This window comes from Streptomyces sp. NPDC043867, assembly GCF_056435845.1.
Genome location: NZ_JBWKDS010000037.1, coordinates 71,650 through 86,601, shown reverse-complemented (window position 1 = coordinate 86,601; position 14,952 = coordinate 71,650). Strand labels below are relative to the sequence as shown.

10 protein-coding genes and 1 tRNA gene are annotated in these 14,952 nt (G+C 72.6%); 2 read left to right on the top strand and 9 right to left on the bottom strand.

What is annotated here, in order from left to right; translation table 11 throughout:
* Positions 1 to 114 precede the first annotated feature (114 nt).
* The 8 genes from holA to leuS all read right to left on the bottom strand — a co-directional run bounded on the left by holA (position 115) and on the right by leuS (position 11,467).
* Positions 115 to 1,101: a DNA polymerase III subunit delta gene (gene holA, locus AC069T_RS29770; protein ID WP_478785689.1), complete on the bottom strand. Its 987-nt coding sequence runs from the start codon at positions 1,099 to 1,101 to the stop codon at positions 115 to 117.
* A gap of 135 nt (positions 1,102 to 1,236) precedes the next feature.
* Positions 1,237 to 1,482: a hypothetical protein gene (locus tag AC069T_RS29765; protein ID WP_478785688.1), complete on the bottom strand. Its 246-nt coding sequence runs from the start codon at positions 1,480 to 1,482 to the stop codon at positions 1,237 to 1,239.
* A gap of 241 nt (positions 1,483 to 1,723) precedes the next feature.
* On the bottom strand, positions 1,724 to 2,536 hold the full coding sequence (locus tag AC069T_RS29760; protein WP_478785687.1) for an arylamine N-acetyltransferase family protein: 813 nt from the start codon (positions 2,534 to 2,536) through the stop codon (positions 1,724 to 1,726).
* A gap of 131 nt (positions 2,537 to 2,667) precedes the next feature.
* Positions 2,668 to 5,400, bottom strand: a complete 2,733-nt coding sequence (locus AC069T_RS29755; protein ID WP_478785686.1) for a ComEC/Rec2 family competence protein — start codon at positions 5,398 to 5,400, stop codon at positions 2,668 to 2,670.
* A gap of 104 nt (positions 5,401 to 5,504) precedes the next feature.
* Positions 5,505 to 6,617, bottom strand: coding sequence for a ComEA family DNA-binding protein (locus tag AC069T_RS29750; RefSeq protein ID WP_478785685.1), 1,113 nt, complete (start codon positions 6,615 to 6,617; stop codon positions 5,505 to 5,507).
* Positions 6,618 to 6,750: 133 nt separating this feature from the next.
* Positions 6,751 to 7,596 (bottom strand): DegV family protein, encoded by an 846-nt coding sequence (locus AC069T_RS29745; protein ID WP_478785684.1) that lies wholly within the window; start codon positions 7,594 to 7,596, stop codon positions 6,751 to 6,753.
* Positions 7,597 to 7,668: 72 nt separating this feature from the next.
* On the bottom strand, positions 7,669 to 8,400 hold the full coding sequence (locus AC069T_RS29740) for a hypothetical protein (RefSeq protein ID WP_478785692.1): 732 nt from the start codon (positions 8,398 to 8,400) through the stop codon (positions 7,669 to 7,671).
* Positions 8,401 to 8,554: 154 nt separating this feature from the next.
* Positions 8,555 to 11,467, bottom strand: coding sequence for a leucine--tRNA ligase (leuS, locus tag AC069T_RS29735; RefSeq protein ID WP_478785683.1), 2,913 nt, complete (start codon positions 11,465 to 11,467; stop codon positions 8,555 to 8,557).
* 413 nt (positions 11,468 to 11,880) lie between these two features.
* Between leuS and AC069T_RS29730 the strand changes: the two genes are divergently transcribed.
* Together AC069T_RS29730 and AC069T_RS29725 are read left to right on the top strand one after the other, a co-directional pair.
* Positions 11,881 to 13,185 (top strand): ferric reductase-like transmembrane domain-containing protein, encoded by a 1,305-nt coding sequence (locus tag AC069T_RS29730; protein WP_478785682.1) that lies wholly within the window; start codon positions 11,881 to 11,883, stop codon positions 13,183 to 13,185.
* On the top strand, positions 13,186 to 14,805 hold the full coding sequence (locus AC069T_RS29725; protein WP_478785681.1) for an NADH-ubiquinone oxidoreductase-F iron-sulfur binding region domain-containing protein: 1,620 nt from the start codon (positions 13,186 to 13,188) through the stop codon (positions 14,803 to 14,805).
* Positions 14,806 to 14,870: 65 nt separating this feature from the next.
* On the opposite strand, the gene AC069T_RS29720 is transcribed toward AC069T_RS29725, so the two are convergent.
* Positions 14,871 to 14,943: transfer RNA gene (locus AC069T_RS29720), tRNA-Ala, on the bottom strand.
* Between the last annotated feature and the right edge of the window lie 9 nt (positions 14,944 to 14,952).

Sequence of the window (14,952 nt, the reverse complement as noted above, 5' to 3'; positions counted from 1 at the left end):
CGTACAGCTGCAAGGCGGAGGAGGGAGTCGACGCGGAGCGTCGGCGACCGACGACAACGCCGCAGATGTGCGTGCCAGACCCCGCTCGGGTCGGCATGATCCAAACGACAGGCCCTAACCCCGTCTCGACCGCGCCGCCCGGGCAATCGCCACCACCGCCTTCTCCAGGGCGTACTCGGGATCGTCCCCGCCCCCCTTGACCCCGGCATCGGCCTCGGCAACGGCCCGCAACGCGTAGGCAACCCCGTCCGGGGTCCACCCCCGCATCTGCTGCCGCACCCGGTCGATCTTCCACGGCGGCATCCCCAGCTCCCGAGCCAGATCGGCGGGCCGCCCCCCACGCGCGGAGGACAACTTCCCGATGGCCCGCACCCCCTGCGCCAGAGCACTGGTGATCATCACCGGCGCGACCCCCGTCGACAGGGACCACCGCAACGCCTCCAGCGCCTCCGCCGCCCGCCCCTCCACGGCCCGGTCAGCCACGGTGAAGCTCGACGCCTCTGCCCGCCCGGTGTAGTACCGCCCGACCACGACCTCGTCGATCGTCCCCTCGGCATCCGCGGTCAGCTGGGACACCGCGGACGCCAGCTCGCGCAGATCGCTCCCGATGGAGTCGACGAGCGCCTGGCACGCCTCGGCCGTGGCCGCCCTGCCCAGCACCCGGAACTCATTGCGCACGAACGCCAGCCGGTCCGCCGGCTTCGTCATCTTCGGGCAGGCCACCTCACGGGCGCCCGCCTTGCGCGCCGCGTCGAGCAGCCCCTTGCCCTTGGCCCCGCCCGCGTGCAGCAGCACGAGGGTGATCTCCTCGGCGGGCGCCCCGAAGTACGCCTTCACGTCCTTGACCGTGTCCGCCGACAGATCATGCGCATCGCGTACGACCACGACCTTGCGCTCCGCGAAGAGCGACGGGCTCGTCAACTCGGTGAGGGTGCCGGGCTGCAACTGGTCCGGCGTGAGATCCCGTACGTCCGTGTCCGCATCGGCGGCACGGGCCGCGGCCACCACCTCCTGCACGGCACGGTCGAGCAGGAGATCCTCCTGGCCCACCGCCAGCGTGACAGGGGCGAGAGGGTCGTCTTGTGCAGTCTTCCTGGCCATCGCGCCAAGCATCCCACGCGCCGCTGACAACGCGACGACAGCCGGGCGAGGACGACCGGGCGGCAGCGGCGGAGTCCGCGCCCACCGCCGACCGGCACACCCCCGCCGACTGCCAGGACACCCACGGAGGGACCTCTACGGCTCCTCCCGCCACCCCTCCCACTCACCCACGAACTCGTCCAGTTCCGTGGGTGTCAGCCGCTCCTCCGGGTCCCGCAGCACGACCAGCCACTGCGCGTCCTCGGCATCGTCCTCACCGGCCAGTGCGTCCCGGACGAGCTGCGGCTCCTCGTCGAGTCCGAACCGGTCCCCGAGTGCCTCCAGCGCCTCTTCCGCGGCATCGCGGTCGGGCAGCACCAGCACATGTCTCACATCGCTCACGGAGACATTTTCCGCCACGCCCGCCGCCGCCGAAGCCGGGGCCTCCCCATCGCCCCCCGGTGAAAGGGTCAGTCCCCGTGCCCCGGGTCAGAGGACCCGGTCCCCTTGCTGCCGCCCCCGGCAATAGGGCCCGACCCTCTTGCCACCGCCCCCGGTAAAGGAACCCGGTCCCCTTGCCACCGCCCCCGGATGAGATGACCGGCGCCGGTGTCATCCGCCACCCCCGTGAGAGCCGGCCCGCTCAGATCTCCCGCACCACCGGAACCCGGTCCAGTCCGATCCCGAACCGCTCCCGGTACACCCCCAGCACCTCCTCGTCCGTGCCCAGCTCCGTCACCTCCTTCGTGCCGTCGGCCGCGGTCACCGTGAAGGCGCGGCCGCTCAGCGTGATCCTTCCGCCGTCCTCGGTGACCCGCGAGCACACCAGCGACTGCGTGAAGTGCGATTCCGGCGACGTCCTGTGCCACCAGGCGCCCGACACGAAGTCGCCGAGCACACGCCTGCGCGTCTCCAGCCGGTACTGCGCCCTGCCGTCCCGCAGCACGTCCAGGTCCCCGTACTCCGAAGCCGCGCTCCCGGCCGGCTCCCCCGCCTCCGCCAACCGGAACGTGCCCGCCGGGTCCACCTGGTCCCCCCGCTCCCCGAAGGCCAGCGGCCAGTGGCTGTGCGCCCCGAACCCCACGTCGGCCAGCCAGTCGCCCCCGTCCGACGTCCGCACCCGCAGGGCGAGATGGTCGTAGGGGATCCCGAGCCGTCCCTCCGCCCCGTGCACCCGCGCCGCGAGCAGCGTCACGTCGAAGCCCAGCGCCTCCAGCAACGCCCCGAAGGCACCGTTCAGTTCGTAGCAGAAACCACCCCGGCGGGCCCCCACCACCTTGTCCAGCAGCCGCTTCTCCTCCAGCACGATCTCCTCATGGAGGTGGATCGACAGATTCTCGAACGGCACGCTCCGCAGATGCCGCAGCTGGAGTTCGCGCAGCACCTCGGAGGTGGGTCCGGCGGGGCGCGCGGCCCCGATACGACGGAGATAGGCGTCGGCCTGTGCGGAATTCATGACCTCAGTCTCCCTCCGCCGCTCCCCGCACGCCCCCTCCGACGTCACCGCGCCCTCGCCTCTCCTCTTCGCCTTGCCACGGCCGTTCCGGTCCGTCACCTCAGTCACCCGCCACCCCGCCACCCATCACCTCAGTCACCCGCCACCCGGAGCTCCTCACCCGTGCCGGCCACGGCGATCGCCCCGTCCTCGTCCGTACGCATCACCGCGGCACCCCCGGCCCGCAGCGCGGCGACCGTGCTCGGCGCCGGGTGACCGTACGGGTTGTCCTCACCGCACGAGATCAGCGCCAGCCGCGGCGCCACCCTGCGTATCAGCTCCGGGTCCTGGTACGCCGATCCGTGATGGGCGACCTTGAGCACGTCCACCGCGCCCAGCCGCGCGCCCTCGGATGACCTCAACAGGGCCTGCTGGGCGGGAGGTTCCAGGTCGCCGAGCAGGAGCAGGGACATCCCGGCCGACCGTACGAGCAGGGCGACACTGGCATCGTTCGGGCCCTCAGGCGCCGACAGGGGACCGGGGGGCGGCCACACCACCCGCCAGTCGAGGGTTCCCGCGCGGCGCCGCTCCCCCGTTGCGGCCCGGGTCAGCGGAATGTGCCGCGCGGCCGCCTGGGACCGCACGAACTCCGCCTGGTCCGGGGGCTCGTCGAGCCCTGTCGTCTCGATGGCGCCCACCGAGCGCCCGCGCAGCACACCGGGCAGGCCCGCCACGTGGTCGGCATGGAAGTGGGTGAGCACGACCAGCGGGATCCTGGTGATGCCGAGCGCGCTCAGGCACCGGTCGACCAGGACCGGGTCGGGTCCCGCGTCCACCACCACGCCCGCGCCGTCGCCCGCCGCGAGCACGGTCGCGTCGCCCTGCCCCACGTCGCACACCGCGAACCGCCACCCGGGCGGCGGCCAGCCCGTGATCACCCGCGTCAGCGGCGGCGGCTGCACCACGACCAGCAGGAACAGTACGACGCAGACACCGCACAGCCAGGGGTGTCTCACCAGCCTCCGCCCGACGAACACGACGGCCGCCGTCACGAGAGCGAGCAGCAGCGCGCCCGTCCAACTGTCCGGCCAGTCCACTCCCGCACCGGGCAGCGCGGCGCCGGTACGGGCGATGTCGGCGATCCACCCCACGGGCCAACTCGCGCACCAGGCCAGCCCCTTGGCGACCGGCATCGTCACCGGAGCCGTCGCCAGGGCTGCGAAGCCCAGCACCGTGGCCGGCGCGACCGCGAACTCGGCGAGGAGATTGCACGGCACCGCGACCAGGCTCACCCGGGCCGACAGCACCGCCACGACCGGCGCGCACAACGCCTGTGCCGCGGCCGCCGCGGCCAGGGCCTCGGCAGCGCGAGGCGGTACTCGGCGTCGCCGGAGCGCGGCGCTCCACCGTGGGGCGACGGTGAGCAGCGCACCGGTCGCCAGCACCGAGAGCAGGAACCCGTAACTCCATGCCAGCCAGGGGTCGTAGAGCACCAGCGCCAGGACGGCGGATGCCAGTGCGGGGATCAGGGACCGGCGTCGTCCCGTCGCGATGGCGAGCAGCACGATCCCTCCGCACGCGGCGGCCCGCAGCACACTGGGGTCCGGCCGGCACACGATCACGAAGGCGAGCGTGAGCGCGCCGGCGAGCAGGGCGGTCGTCCGCAACGGGATCCCGAGCCGGGACGCCAGACCGCGGCGCTCCGCACGCTGAGCGAGTCCCGGCGGCCCGATGAACAGGACCAGCAGGATCGCCAGGTTTCCACCGCTTACCGCCAGCAGATGCGCGAGGTCGGTCTCCTTGAACGCGTCGTCAAGTTCGGGTGTGACGCGTGAGGTGTCCCCCACGACCAGGCCCGGCAGGAGTGCCCGTGCGTCCGGCGGAAGTCCGTCGGTCGCCTCCCGCAGCCCGCTGCGCAGCCGGCCCGCGAGCCGTTGCACACCCGACGGCTCCCCCACGACGTCGGGTGGTGCTCCGCCCCGCACGCGCAGGACGCCCGCGATCCGGTCTCCGCCCGTCAGCGCGGGGACGAGCCGCGCGGTCACCCGCACCCGCGTGGACGGCAGCAGCTCCAGCCACGGCGAACGCGCCGGGCCGCCCGGCTCTCGTGGAGCGCCCGGCTGTCGTAGTGCGCTCGCGTCGACGATCACCAGCACCGGAGTGCGAGTCGCCACGACCGCCCCGTCGGGTTTCCGCAGCCGCCGCACCTCCGCGTCGAACAGCACGGCCGTGGGAGCCGCGTGGTCGCCGTTGATCCGGGGTCTGGTGAGACGCGGATCGGAGGTGATCTCGACGTCGACGGTCACCTGCGCGTACTGCCCCGCCAGGGCGGGCACGGGGCCGCGCCGCAGGTCCGCTCCGTGCGCCCCGGCGGAGGCGGCGGCCGCCGCGACGCACAGCAGCACGGCAGCCACCGAGACCCGCGGCCACTCACCCCACCGCCCCGTGCCGCCCTCCCCCCGACGCCGTTCATCGCTGCCTCGCGGCCCCTCGGCCGCATCCCGCCGAAGGCTTCCCCCGCCATCTCCCCGACCTCCCCCGCCATCTCCCCGGTCTCCGCCGCCATCTTCCCGGCTGTCGGCTCCCTCCCCTCGACGATCTCCGCCGCTCTCACGTCGACTCCGGGCGGCACCTCCTCGACGCCCGCTCTCGCGTTCACCCCCGTCCGGTGGCGCGCTCCTCGCGCCGCCCCGGTGCAGCCACAGCAACGCGCCTGCCCCGGCCAGGCAGACCAGCACCACAGCCGTGACCCGCGTGACGGCGGCGTCCACCGTCAAGGCCGCCGTCGCCCAGGCCGCCAGGGCGGGCGGCACCAACCTCAGGTCCGTCGGCCCTTCCTGGCGAGGATGCGACGCCCCCAGCCGCGCACCGGAAACCGTGTGCACCGTCCGGCGGCCGGGGGCCCCGGCACCTGTATCCGAACCGGCCCCTGTATCCGTACCGTCCCCTGCTCGCGAACCGGGCCCCGCCCCTGTGCTCGGTGTCCCGTTCATGGCCGGACGAGATTCCGCAGATCGGCGAAGCGCCGGTCGCCGATGCCGTTCACCTCACGCAGCTCGTCGACCGACCGGAACCCGCCGTGCTGGGTGCGGTAGTCGATGATGTGCTGCGCCAGGACGGGGCCGACCCCCGGCAGGGTGTCCAGCTGATCCGGGGTGGCGGAGTTCAGGGAGACCGGAGTCGCGGGCGCCGCTCCGGGCGTGGACCCGCCGGCGGATCCCCCGGTGCCGGATACGGCGGCTCCTCCGGGACCGGCGCCCGCCGGAGGTGCGGGGCCGCCGACCACCACCTGTTCGCCGTCCACGAGGAGGCGGGCCCGGTTGAGGTCTTCGGTCTTCGCGCCCGGACGCACACCACCCGCCGCCCGCAGGGCGTCCGCGACCCGTGAACCGGCCGGCAGCCGCTGAATCCCGGGACTGCGCACCTTGCCGCTGACGTCCACGACGATCTCGGTGCCCGGCCCGCCGGTGGACCCGGGCGCACCTGCCGAGGACTCCGGTTTCGTCCTCCGGCCCCCGGCCCGGGCGTCGTACGGAACCGCCGCCCGCACGACTTCGGGTGCGCGGACCTGCTGCGTCCGGCCTGTCCAGAAGTGCTGCACGGCGAAGACCGCGGTGACGACGAGCAGAACGGTCAGCGCGGCCACACTGCGGCGCTCCAGCCCGCACCGCGATTGCAGCCACAGCGGCATGCGCTCCCGTACGGCCGGCCCGACCCGCTCCCGCCACGCGCCCGACGGCACCTCCCGGTCGAGCCCCGCGCTCCCACCGCCGCCAACGCCCGCACCCGCACCCGCACCGCCGTCGGCACCCGCACCCGCACGGACACCCACGAGAACGGAAGCGTCCGCGCCCCCGGCGACAGCCGCGGCAGTGCCCCCGCGCCGGCCCGCCGGCGGTCCGCTCCCCGACGCGCGCCGCTCCCCCGCTCCGTCGGTGAAGAGCGCCTCCGCGCGCCGGCGGAGCACCTCCGCCGACGCCTGGTGGCGTCCACCCCGCCCGTGGGCATGGTGGCGCCGGTGACGGGTGCGCCCGTCGGAGGCGGGACCCCGGCCGGGGCCGCTGGTCACCGTGGCTGTACGTGAGCGTGATGAAAGTGCCATGCGCCGAGCATCGACCAGACCGCCGCTCTCGCGATGATCTTGCTCAATTCCCGTGGACAAGCTCCCAGTTGTGGATAACTCGCTCACCCGGAAGGACCACAGGAGCCGCGAACATCGCGGCGGGGCAGCCCCGTCACCGAGGCGAGACGACAACTCCCAGCAGCCCGGGCCCGGTATGCGCCCCGATGACCGCCCCGACCTCGCTCACATGGAGGTCCGCGAGGCCGGACACCCGCGCCCGCAGGCGGTCCGCGAGCACCGACGCCCGTTCGGGGGCGGCGAGATGATGGACCGCGATGTCGACCTGCGCGGCGCCCGCCCGGTCGGCCGCGATCTCCTCGAGGCGGGCGATCGCCCTGGACGCCGTCCGCACCTTCTCCAGGGGTTCGATGCGCCCGCCGTGCAGCTGGAGCAGCGGCTTCACGGCCAGGGCCGAGCCGAACAGAGCCTGCGCGGCCCCGATCCGGCCACCCCGGCGCAGATAGTCGAGGGTGTCGACGTAGAAGTAGGCGGAGGTTCCCGCGCCCCGCTTCTCCGCCGCCGTGACCGCGTCGTCGATCGTCCCGCCCGCCTCCGCGGACGCCGCCGCGGCCAGCGCGCAGAAGCCGAGGGCCATCGCGATCATCCCGGTGTCCACGACGTGCACGGGCACCGGCGCCTCACGCGCCGCGAGGACGGCGGCGTCGTAGGTGCCCGAGAGCTCGGAGGAGAGGTGGAGCGAGACGATGCCCGGGGCGCCCGACTCGGCGACCTTGCGATAGGTCTCGGCGAAGACCTCGGGGCTGGGCCGGGAGGTGGTGACGGACCGCCGCTTCTGCAGGGCGAGGGCCACGGAGCGGGCCGAGATCTCGGTGCCCTCCTCCAGCGCCTGGTCACCGAGGACCACGGTCAGGGGCACCGCCGTGATGCCGTGGCGCTCCATCGTCCGTGGCGGCAGGTAGGCCGTTGAATCGGTGACGATCGCGACATGGCGGGACATGAGCTGGAGGTTACCTGTCGGGGCGGGCGAGCGGCAGTCCGGCCCCGGGGGCCGGGGGCGGGTCCCACCGGATCAAGTGGTGCTCTCGGGGCGGGGCTTCTTCTGCCACGGGTACACGGGCCGCTGGAGCGGCGGGGTGATGGCCGGGCGGGCCGGCTGCTCGGCCCGACGGGTCTCGGGCGTCTCGGGCCAGGTCTGCCCGCCGGACGTCGCCTCGTCGGGCGCGGGGGCCTTCGGCCAGGGCGGCGTGGCGGCGGGCTCAGTCGTCCAGTGCCGCAGTGCGCCCGCCTCCAGGTCTATCTGCGTGCTCAGCGCGTCGAGGTCGTCGTCCGCGAAGCGGCGGGCCCGGTCGCGGGCCGCCCAGCGCAGCGCGTCCGCCGACCGGGTGATCTGCTCGGTGCGCTCGCGGAGGCCGGGCAGCCGGGAGGCCAGGGTGCCGCGGTCCGGCTCGGTCTCCAGGCGCTTGAGCTCGCCGTCCAGTTCGTGGCCGTGCGCGCTGAGCCGCTGGAACAGGCCCAGCGACTCCTTCAGGGACTCGTCGTCCGTCACGCCCGCGTGCAGCGCGTCCTGGGTGGCCCGCATCGACGTGCGCAGCTTCAGCCGCAGCTGTGCCAGCTCGCCCACCGGACCCGGCTGGGCGAACGTCCTGGCGCGCAGCGTGGTGTCCTCCACGGTGCGCCGCGCCTGCGAGACGGTGCGGTCCACGCCGCGCTTGGCCGCGCCGACGACCTTCACGGTGGCGTAGGCCCCCAGGACCACGAACAGCAGGAAGAGCAGCGCCATCACTGCGATCACAGCTTCCACCACGCTCCTCCTCCGTCCGGCCCCGGCGGCTGCCGCGGCGCTCTTCCACGGTAAACGCAGCGGGCAGGTCCGGAGTTCCACCAGAACCCCGAACCTGCCCGTAGGGGACTACCCCGACAGCCCCGCACGAACGTGCCGGGCTGCCGCTCTCCGGCTAGGCCGGGACGATGTTCACCAGTTTCGGCGCCCGCACGATGACCTTGCGGATGCCGGCGCCGTCCAGGGCGGCGACGACCCTCTCGTCGGCCAGCGCCACCTTCTCCAGCTCCTCGTCGGAGATGGCCGGGGAGACCTCCAGGCGGGCCTTGACCTTGCCCTTGATCTGCACGACGCAGGTCACGGACTCGTCGACGACGTACGCGGGGTCCGCGACCGGGAAGTCCTGGTGGACGACCGAGCCGGTGCGGCCCAGCTTGCGCCACAGTTCCTCGGCGACGTGCGGCGCCAGCGGCGCGACCATGAGCACCAGGGACTCGGCGACCGTGCGGGCGAGCGGGCCGCCCGTCTTGGTCAGGTGGTTGTTCAGCTCGGTGATCTTGGCGATGGCGGTGTTGAAGCGCAGGCCCTCCAGGTCCTGGCGGACGCCGTCGATCGCCTTGTGCAGGGCGCGCAGCGTGGCCTCGTCCGGCTCGGCGTCGACGACCGTGACCTCACCCGTGGTCTCGTCGACGACGTTGCGCCACAGCCGCTGCAGCAGCCGGAACTGGCCCACCACCGCGCGCGTGTCCCAGGGCCGCGACACGTCCAGGGGGCCCATCGCCATCTCGTACAGACGCAGCGTGTCCGCACCGTACTCGGCGCAGATCTCGTCCGGGGTGACCGCGTTCTTCAGGGACTTGCCCATCTTGCCCAGCAGTCGGCTGACCTTCTCGCCCTGGTGGTAGTACGCGCCGTCGCGCTCCTCCACCTCGGCGGCCGGTACCGCGATGCCGCGGCTGTCCCGGTAGACGTAGGCCTGGATCATGCCCTGGTTGAACAGCTTGTGGAACGGCTCGGCCGACGAGACGTGGCCCAGGTCGAAGAGGACCTTCGACCAGAAGCGCGCGTACAGCAGGTGCAGCACGGCGTGCTCGGCGCCGCCGACGTACAGGTCGACACCGCCGTGCGGCTGTCCCTCGCGCGGTCCCATCCAGTACTGCTCGATGGCCGGGTCGACCAGCTGCCGGTCGTTGTGCGGGTCCAGGTAGCGCAGCTCGTACCAGCAGGAACCGGCCCAGTTGGGCATGGTGTTGGTCTCGCGGCGGTACTTCTTCGGTCCGTCGCCCAGGTCCAGCGTGACGTTGACCCAGTCCTCGTTGCGGGACAGCGGGGTCTCCGGGGAGGTGTTCGCGTCGTCCGGGTCGAAGGTGCGCGGCGAGTAGTCCTCGACCTCGGGCAGCTCCAGCGGCAGCATCGACTCGGGCAGCGGGTGGGCGATGCCGTCCTCGTCGTAGACGATCGGGAAGGGCTCACCCCAGTAGCGCTGGCGGCTGAACAGCCAGTCGCGCAGCCGGAAGTTGACGGTGCCCTCGCCGATGCCCCGGCCGGCCAGCCACTCGGTGATGCGGGCCTTGGCCTCGGCGACGCCCAGGCCGTCCAGTGTGATGTCGTCGCCCGTGGAGTTGACGATCTTCGCGTCGTACGAGGCGAAGGCGTCGTCCCAGGCCGAGGGGTCGGTGCCCCGGTCGTCCGACGGCTCGACGACGCAGCGCATCGGCAGCTCGAAGGCGCGCGCGAACGCGAAGTCACGGCTGTCGTGCGCCGGGACGGCCATGATCGCGCCGGTGCCGTATCCCATCAGCACGTAGTCGGCGATGAAGACCGGGATCCGCTCGCCGCTGACCGGGTTGGTCGCGTACACGCCGGTGAAGACGCCGGTCTTCTCCTTGGCGTCGGCCTGCCGCTCGACGTCGGACTTCGAGGCGGCCTGCGCGCGGTACGCGGCGACGGCCGCCGCCGGGGTCGCGTGACCGCCGGTCCAGACGTCGTGGGTGCCCTCGGGCCAGGCGTCCGGCACGAACGCGTCGACCAGCGGATGCTCGGGCGCCAGCACCATGTAGGTGGCGCCGAACAGGGTGTCCTGACGGGTGGTGAAGACCGTGATCGCCGCGCCGTCGACGGGGAAGTCGACCCGGGCGCCCTCGGAGCGGCCGATCCAGTTGCGCTGCTGCAGCTTGATGGCCTCGGGCCAGTCCAGCGCGTCCAGGTCGTCCAGCAGCCGGTCGGCGTACGCGGTGATGCGCATGTTCCACTGGCGCAGCTTGGCCTTGAAGACCGGGAAGTTGCCGCGCTCGGAGCGGCCTTCCGCGGTGACCTCCTCGTTGGCCAGCACGGTGCCCAGGCCGGGGCACCAGTTCACCGGCGCGTCGGAGGCGTACGCCAGGCGGTACTGGCCCAGCAGGTCGGCGCGCTCCGCGGCGGTCAGCTCACTCCACGCGCGCGCGGTCCCCGCGGCGCCCGGTACGGGGCGCTCGCCGCTCTCGAACTGGGCGACCAGCTCGGAGACCGGGCGGGCCCGGCCGGCCTCGGTGTCGTACCAGCAGTTGAAGATCTGCAGGAAGATCCACTGGGTCCACTTGTAGTACTCCGGGTCGATCGTCGCGAACGACCGGCGCTTGTCGTGGCCGAGGCCCAGCCTGCGCAGCTGGACCTTCATGTTCTCCATGTTGGCCTCGGTGGAGATCCGCGGGTGCGTGCCGGTCTGCACGGCGTACTGCTCGGCGGGCAGGCCGAAGGCGTCGAAGCCCAGGGTGTGCAGGACGTTGTGGCCGGTCATCCGCTGGAACCGGGCGAACACGTCGGTGGCGATGTAGCCCAGGGGGTGGCCGACGTGGAGTCCCGCACCCGAGGGATACGGGAACATGTCCATGATGAACTTCTTGGGCTTTGCGACCAGAGCGGGGTCTCCGGCGAGGTCACCGGTCGGGTTGGGCGCCGCGTACGTGCCCTCCGCGTCCCAGAAATCCTGCCAGCGTGCCTCGATGTCCGCGGCCATGGCGGCCGTGTAGCGGTGCGGCGCGGCCACCTCGGAGGCGGCGGGGGCACCGCCCGCGCCTTCGGCAGCGGGGGAGGCATTCGTCTCGCTCATGATCCTCAAAGCTCCATCGATCGTCTCTGCCAGCGGCTGGGGAAATGAAAAAGCCCCTCGCACAGGAGGGGACGCCGCGCCGATGCCGGCCACGATCCTTCAGTGGCCGGAACTGATCAGCGCGGCTCGCTAAGCAGAAGGCGTACGGCACGCATGGCGCCAGGGTACCCCAGCCCCGGCGAGCGCCGCGACGAGCTCGCGGCCCCTCCCGGCACCCGTGCCATGCTCTCCGACACCGCAAAGGCTGAACAAAGTTCAGAAGTTACTTCGCGTAACGGCCACTAAGGGACAGCACAAGGATCTCGTTGCCTTTGGATAACGACGCAATAACTCAAACCTCGTATCCATAGGTATGGCTCGACTTAGAGTGCCGCTTCGGGACCGCTTCCCCGAACTCTTTGGGAGTACCCCCCATGAACCCTCGTCGCAAGAACAGCTCGCTTCCCCAACCCGGCCGGTCGGCCTACGGGGCGGCGTCGGCTGCCGCCCTGCTCCTCATACCCCTCATCGTCCTGCTCGGCGGTGACGGAGTCAGGGACTTCCTCAACTTCGGTGCCGGAGTGCTGTCGCTGGTCGCCCTCACGTGCTCCGTGGTGTGGGGGCTCGTCGCCACCGACCGCCTGTTCCTCAACACGCGCCAGCGCCTGATCGCCCAGGCCGTGCACCGGGCGACGGCGGTCTCCTCGGTCGCCTTCCTCCTGCTGCATGTCACGGTCAAGCTGGCGCTGGACCACACCACACTGATCGCGGCCGTCGTCCCCTTCGGCCTCGGCGTCACCGGCACCGCCGGGCTCATCGGCTTCGGCTCCCTCGCCGGCCTGCTCATGATCTTCACGGCCGTCACCGGCGCGCTGCGCGGCGCCTTCGCCTCCCCCGCGCCGATCGCGTCCCGCTGGCGCGCCGTGCACATGCTGGCCTACCCCGCCTGGTGCGCCGCGCTGGTGCACGGCCTCTACGCGGGACGCCCCGCGAAGACCTACGTCACGGTCCTCTACAGCCTGTGCCTGATCGCCGTCATGGCCGCCCTGGCGCTGCGCTCGACTTCGGGCCCCCTCAAGCGCAAGGTCGCCGACCGGATCCTGGCGGTCCTGGGCGAGCCGGGCGGACCCGGTGCCCGCACGTCCCGCGAGGGACGCGAGGGGCCCCGTGCCGCCGGCACGGACGGGCCGCTGCCGGGCTTCACATCCCGCACGCCGAGGCCGTCCCCGCAGGACACGTTCGTGCCGCCGCAGCGCATGCCGGCCTCCCCGCAGTCGCTCTACGCCACCCCGCCCCAGGCCGCCGACGCGGCGAGCGGCGGATTCGCGGCCGCCTACCGGGCAGTGGGCGGCAGTTCCCCCACCGGGGACCCGCTGATCGACCCGATGGAGCGCATCCAGGTCCCCCTGGACACGCAGCCCACGGAGGTCCTCCCGCGCACCGACGGCAGCACCTCGGGCAGCTGGCCCATCCCCTCCCCGCCGCCCGTCGGCGAGGCGCCCCGTTCGTCCTACGATCCCCTCGCCGACACGGGATACAACATCCCCGTCTATGACAATCAGGGCAACAACGGATACGGCACAAGTGATGTGTACGACACCGGTGAGACGAACCCCCTCTTCGGCACGTACAACACCAACGACACGTACGACAGCGGTCCCACGACTGACGTACTGCCGGGCGCCTTCGACGCTCCTGGCTCCGGTGAATCATGGAACGCCCCTTCCGGAGGCTATTAAGTGAACGAGGCCCTGCCCGACGTCCCAGAGGTCCGCGTCGTCGGGCTTCCGCAGCTCACGTCGGGTTTCGACCTGGTTGAACGACTCGACCTGCCGATGCACCTCAAGGTGCACGGTCCGCTCGAACCGATGGGCGGCGAACAACTCGCGGGCCTCGCCGAGGCGATCTCCCTGAAGGGCCGCGGCGGCGCGGGGTTCCCCTTCGCCAAGAAGCTGCGCTCGGTCGCGGAGTCGGCCATCAAGAAGGGCATCCGGCCCGTGGTGGTCGTCAACGGCAGCGAGGACGAACCGGCCTGCCGCAAGGACACCGTGCTCATCAACCGGGCCCCGCACCTCATCCTGGACGGGGCCCTGCTGGCCGCCGAGGCGATGGGGGCCCGCACCCTGGTCATCGGCGTGACCCGGGCGTCCACGCAGGCCTCCATGGAGGCGGCCCTGGCCGAACGCGGACTGAGCAACCGGCGCGGATCCGCCCTCCGCGCGCGCGTGCAGCGCAATCCGGTACGGATGGTCACCGGGGCGGCCGCCTCCCTGATCCGCTCCATCGACGGCGGTCCGGCGATCCCGCCGGGCCGCAAGATCAGCGCGTCGCAGGTCGGGGTCGGCGGCGCGCCCACCCTGCTGTCGAACGCCGAGACGTTCGCCCAGCTGGCCATCGCCGCCCGCATCGGCCCCGAGCGCTACCGCAACACCGGCCTGTACGACGAGCCGGGCACCGTCATGCTCACCGTCTCGGGCTCGGTCGCCCGCCCCATGGTGATCGAGGTCCCGACGGGAGTGCCGCTGCGGTACGTGCTCCAGCTGGCCGGCGCGCCGCCGCTCCCGCAGGGCGTGCTGACCGGCGGCTATCACGGCAAGTGGCTGGACGCGGCGGCGCTCGACGGGGCGGTCGTCTCGCGCAACTCCCTGGACGCGGTGGGCGGTTCCCTCGGCGCCGGCGCGATCCTCCCGATCAGCCAGCAGACGTGCCCGCTCGGCGAGTCGCTACGGGTGGCCCAGTGGCTCGCCGAGGAGAGCGCGGGGCAGTGCGGCCCCTGCTACCTCGGCCTGCCCGCCGCGGCGCGCGGCCTGGAGGACATACTGAACGGCGGCGGCCCCGCCGCGCTCGAAGCCGTCAAGCAGGTCGCCAAGGCCGTGAAGCGGCGCGGCGCGTGCTCGCACCCGGACGGCTCGGCGATGTTCATCGAGTCCACGATCAAGGCCTTCACAGACGACCTGGCCGCCCACGTCCTCGGCAACGGCTGCGGCAGGCCCGTGGAGGGCGTACTGCCGCTCTTGGAGAACGGTCAGACCCCCACCGGCATCCCTGGCGGCCAGGGGCAGCTGGAGGCCGGTCCCAGCCGCCAGAAGATCTACGTGGACTGGACGCTGTGCCGCGGGCACGGCCTGTGCGCGGACATCCTTCCCGAGGTCTTCGAGCTCGGCGCCGACGGCTTCCCCACCGTCGCGCAGGCGCAGGTGCCCCGGTACGCGGAGGCGAAGGCCGTGCGCGCGGTGCGGCGCTGCCCCGCGCTCGCCCTGCGGATCGAGGAGGACTCCCGGTCCTCCGCCCCCGCCCGCAACAACCTGCCCGTCCTCTCGCAGGGGCGCGGTCGCCGGGCTCTCGGCAGCGGTCGCTGAAACGCGGTCACTGAACACGACGAAGGCGGGCCACTCGATATCGAGTGGCCCGCCTTCAACTACTGTGGAGCTAAGGAGAATTGAACTCCTGACCTCCTGCATGCCATGCAGGCGCTCTACCAACTGAGCTATAGCCCCTTGCGGCGT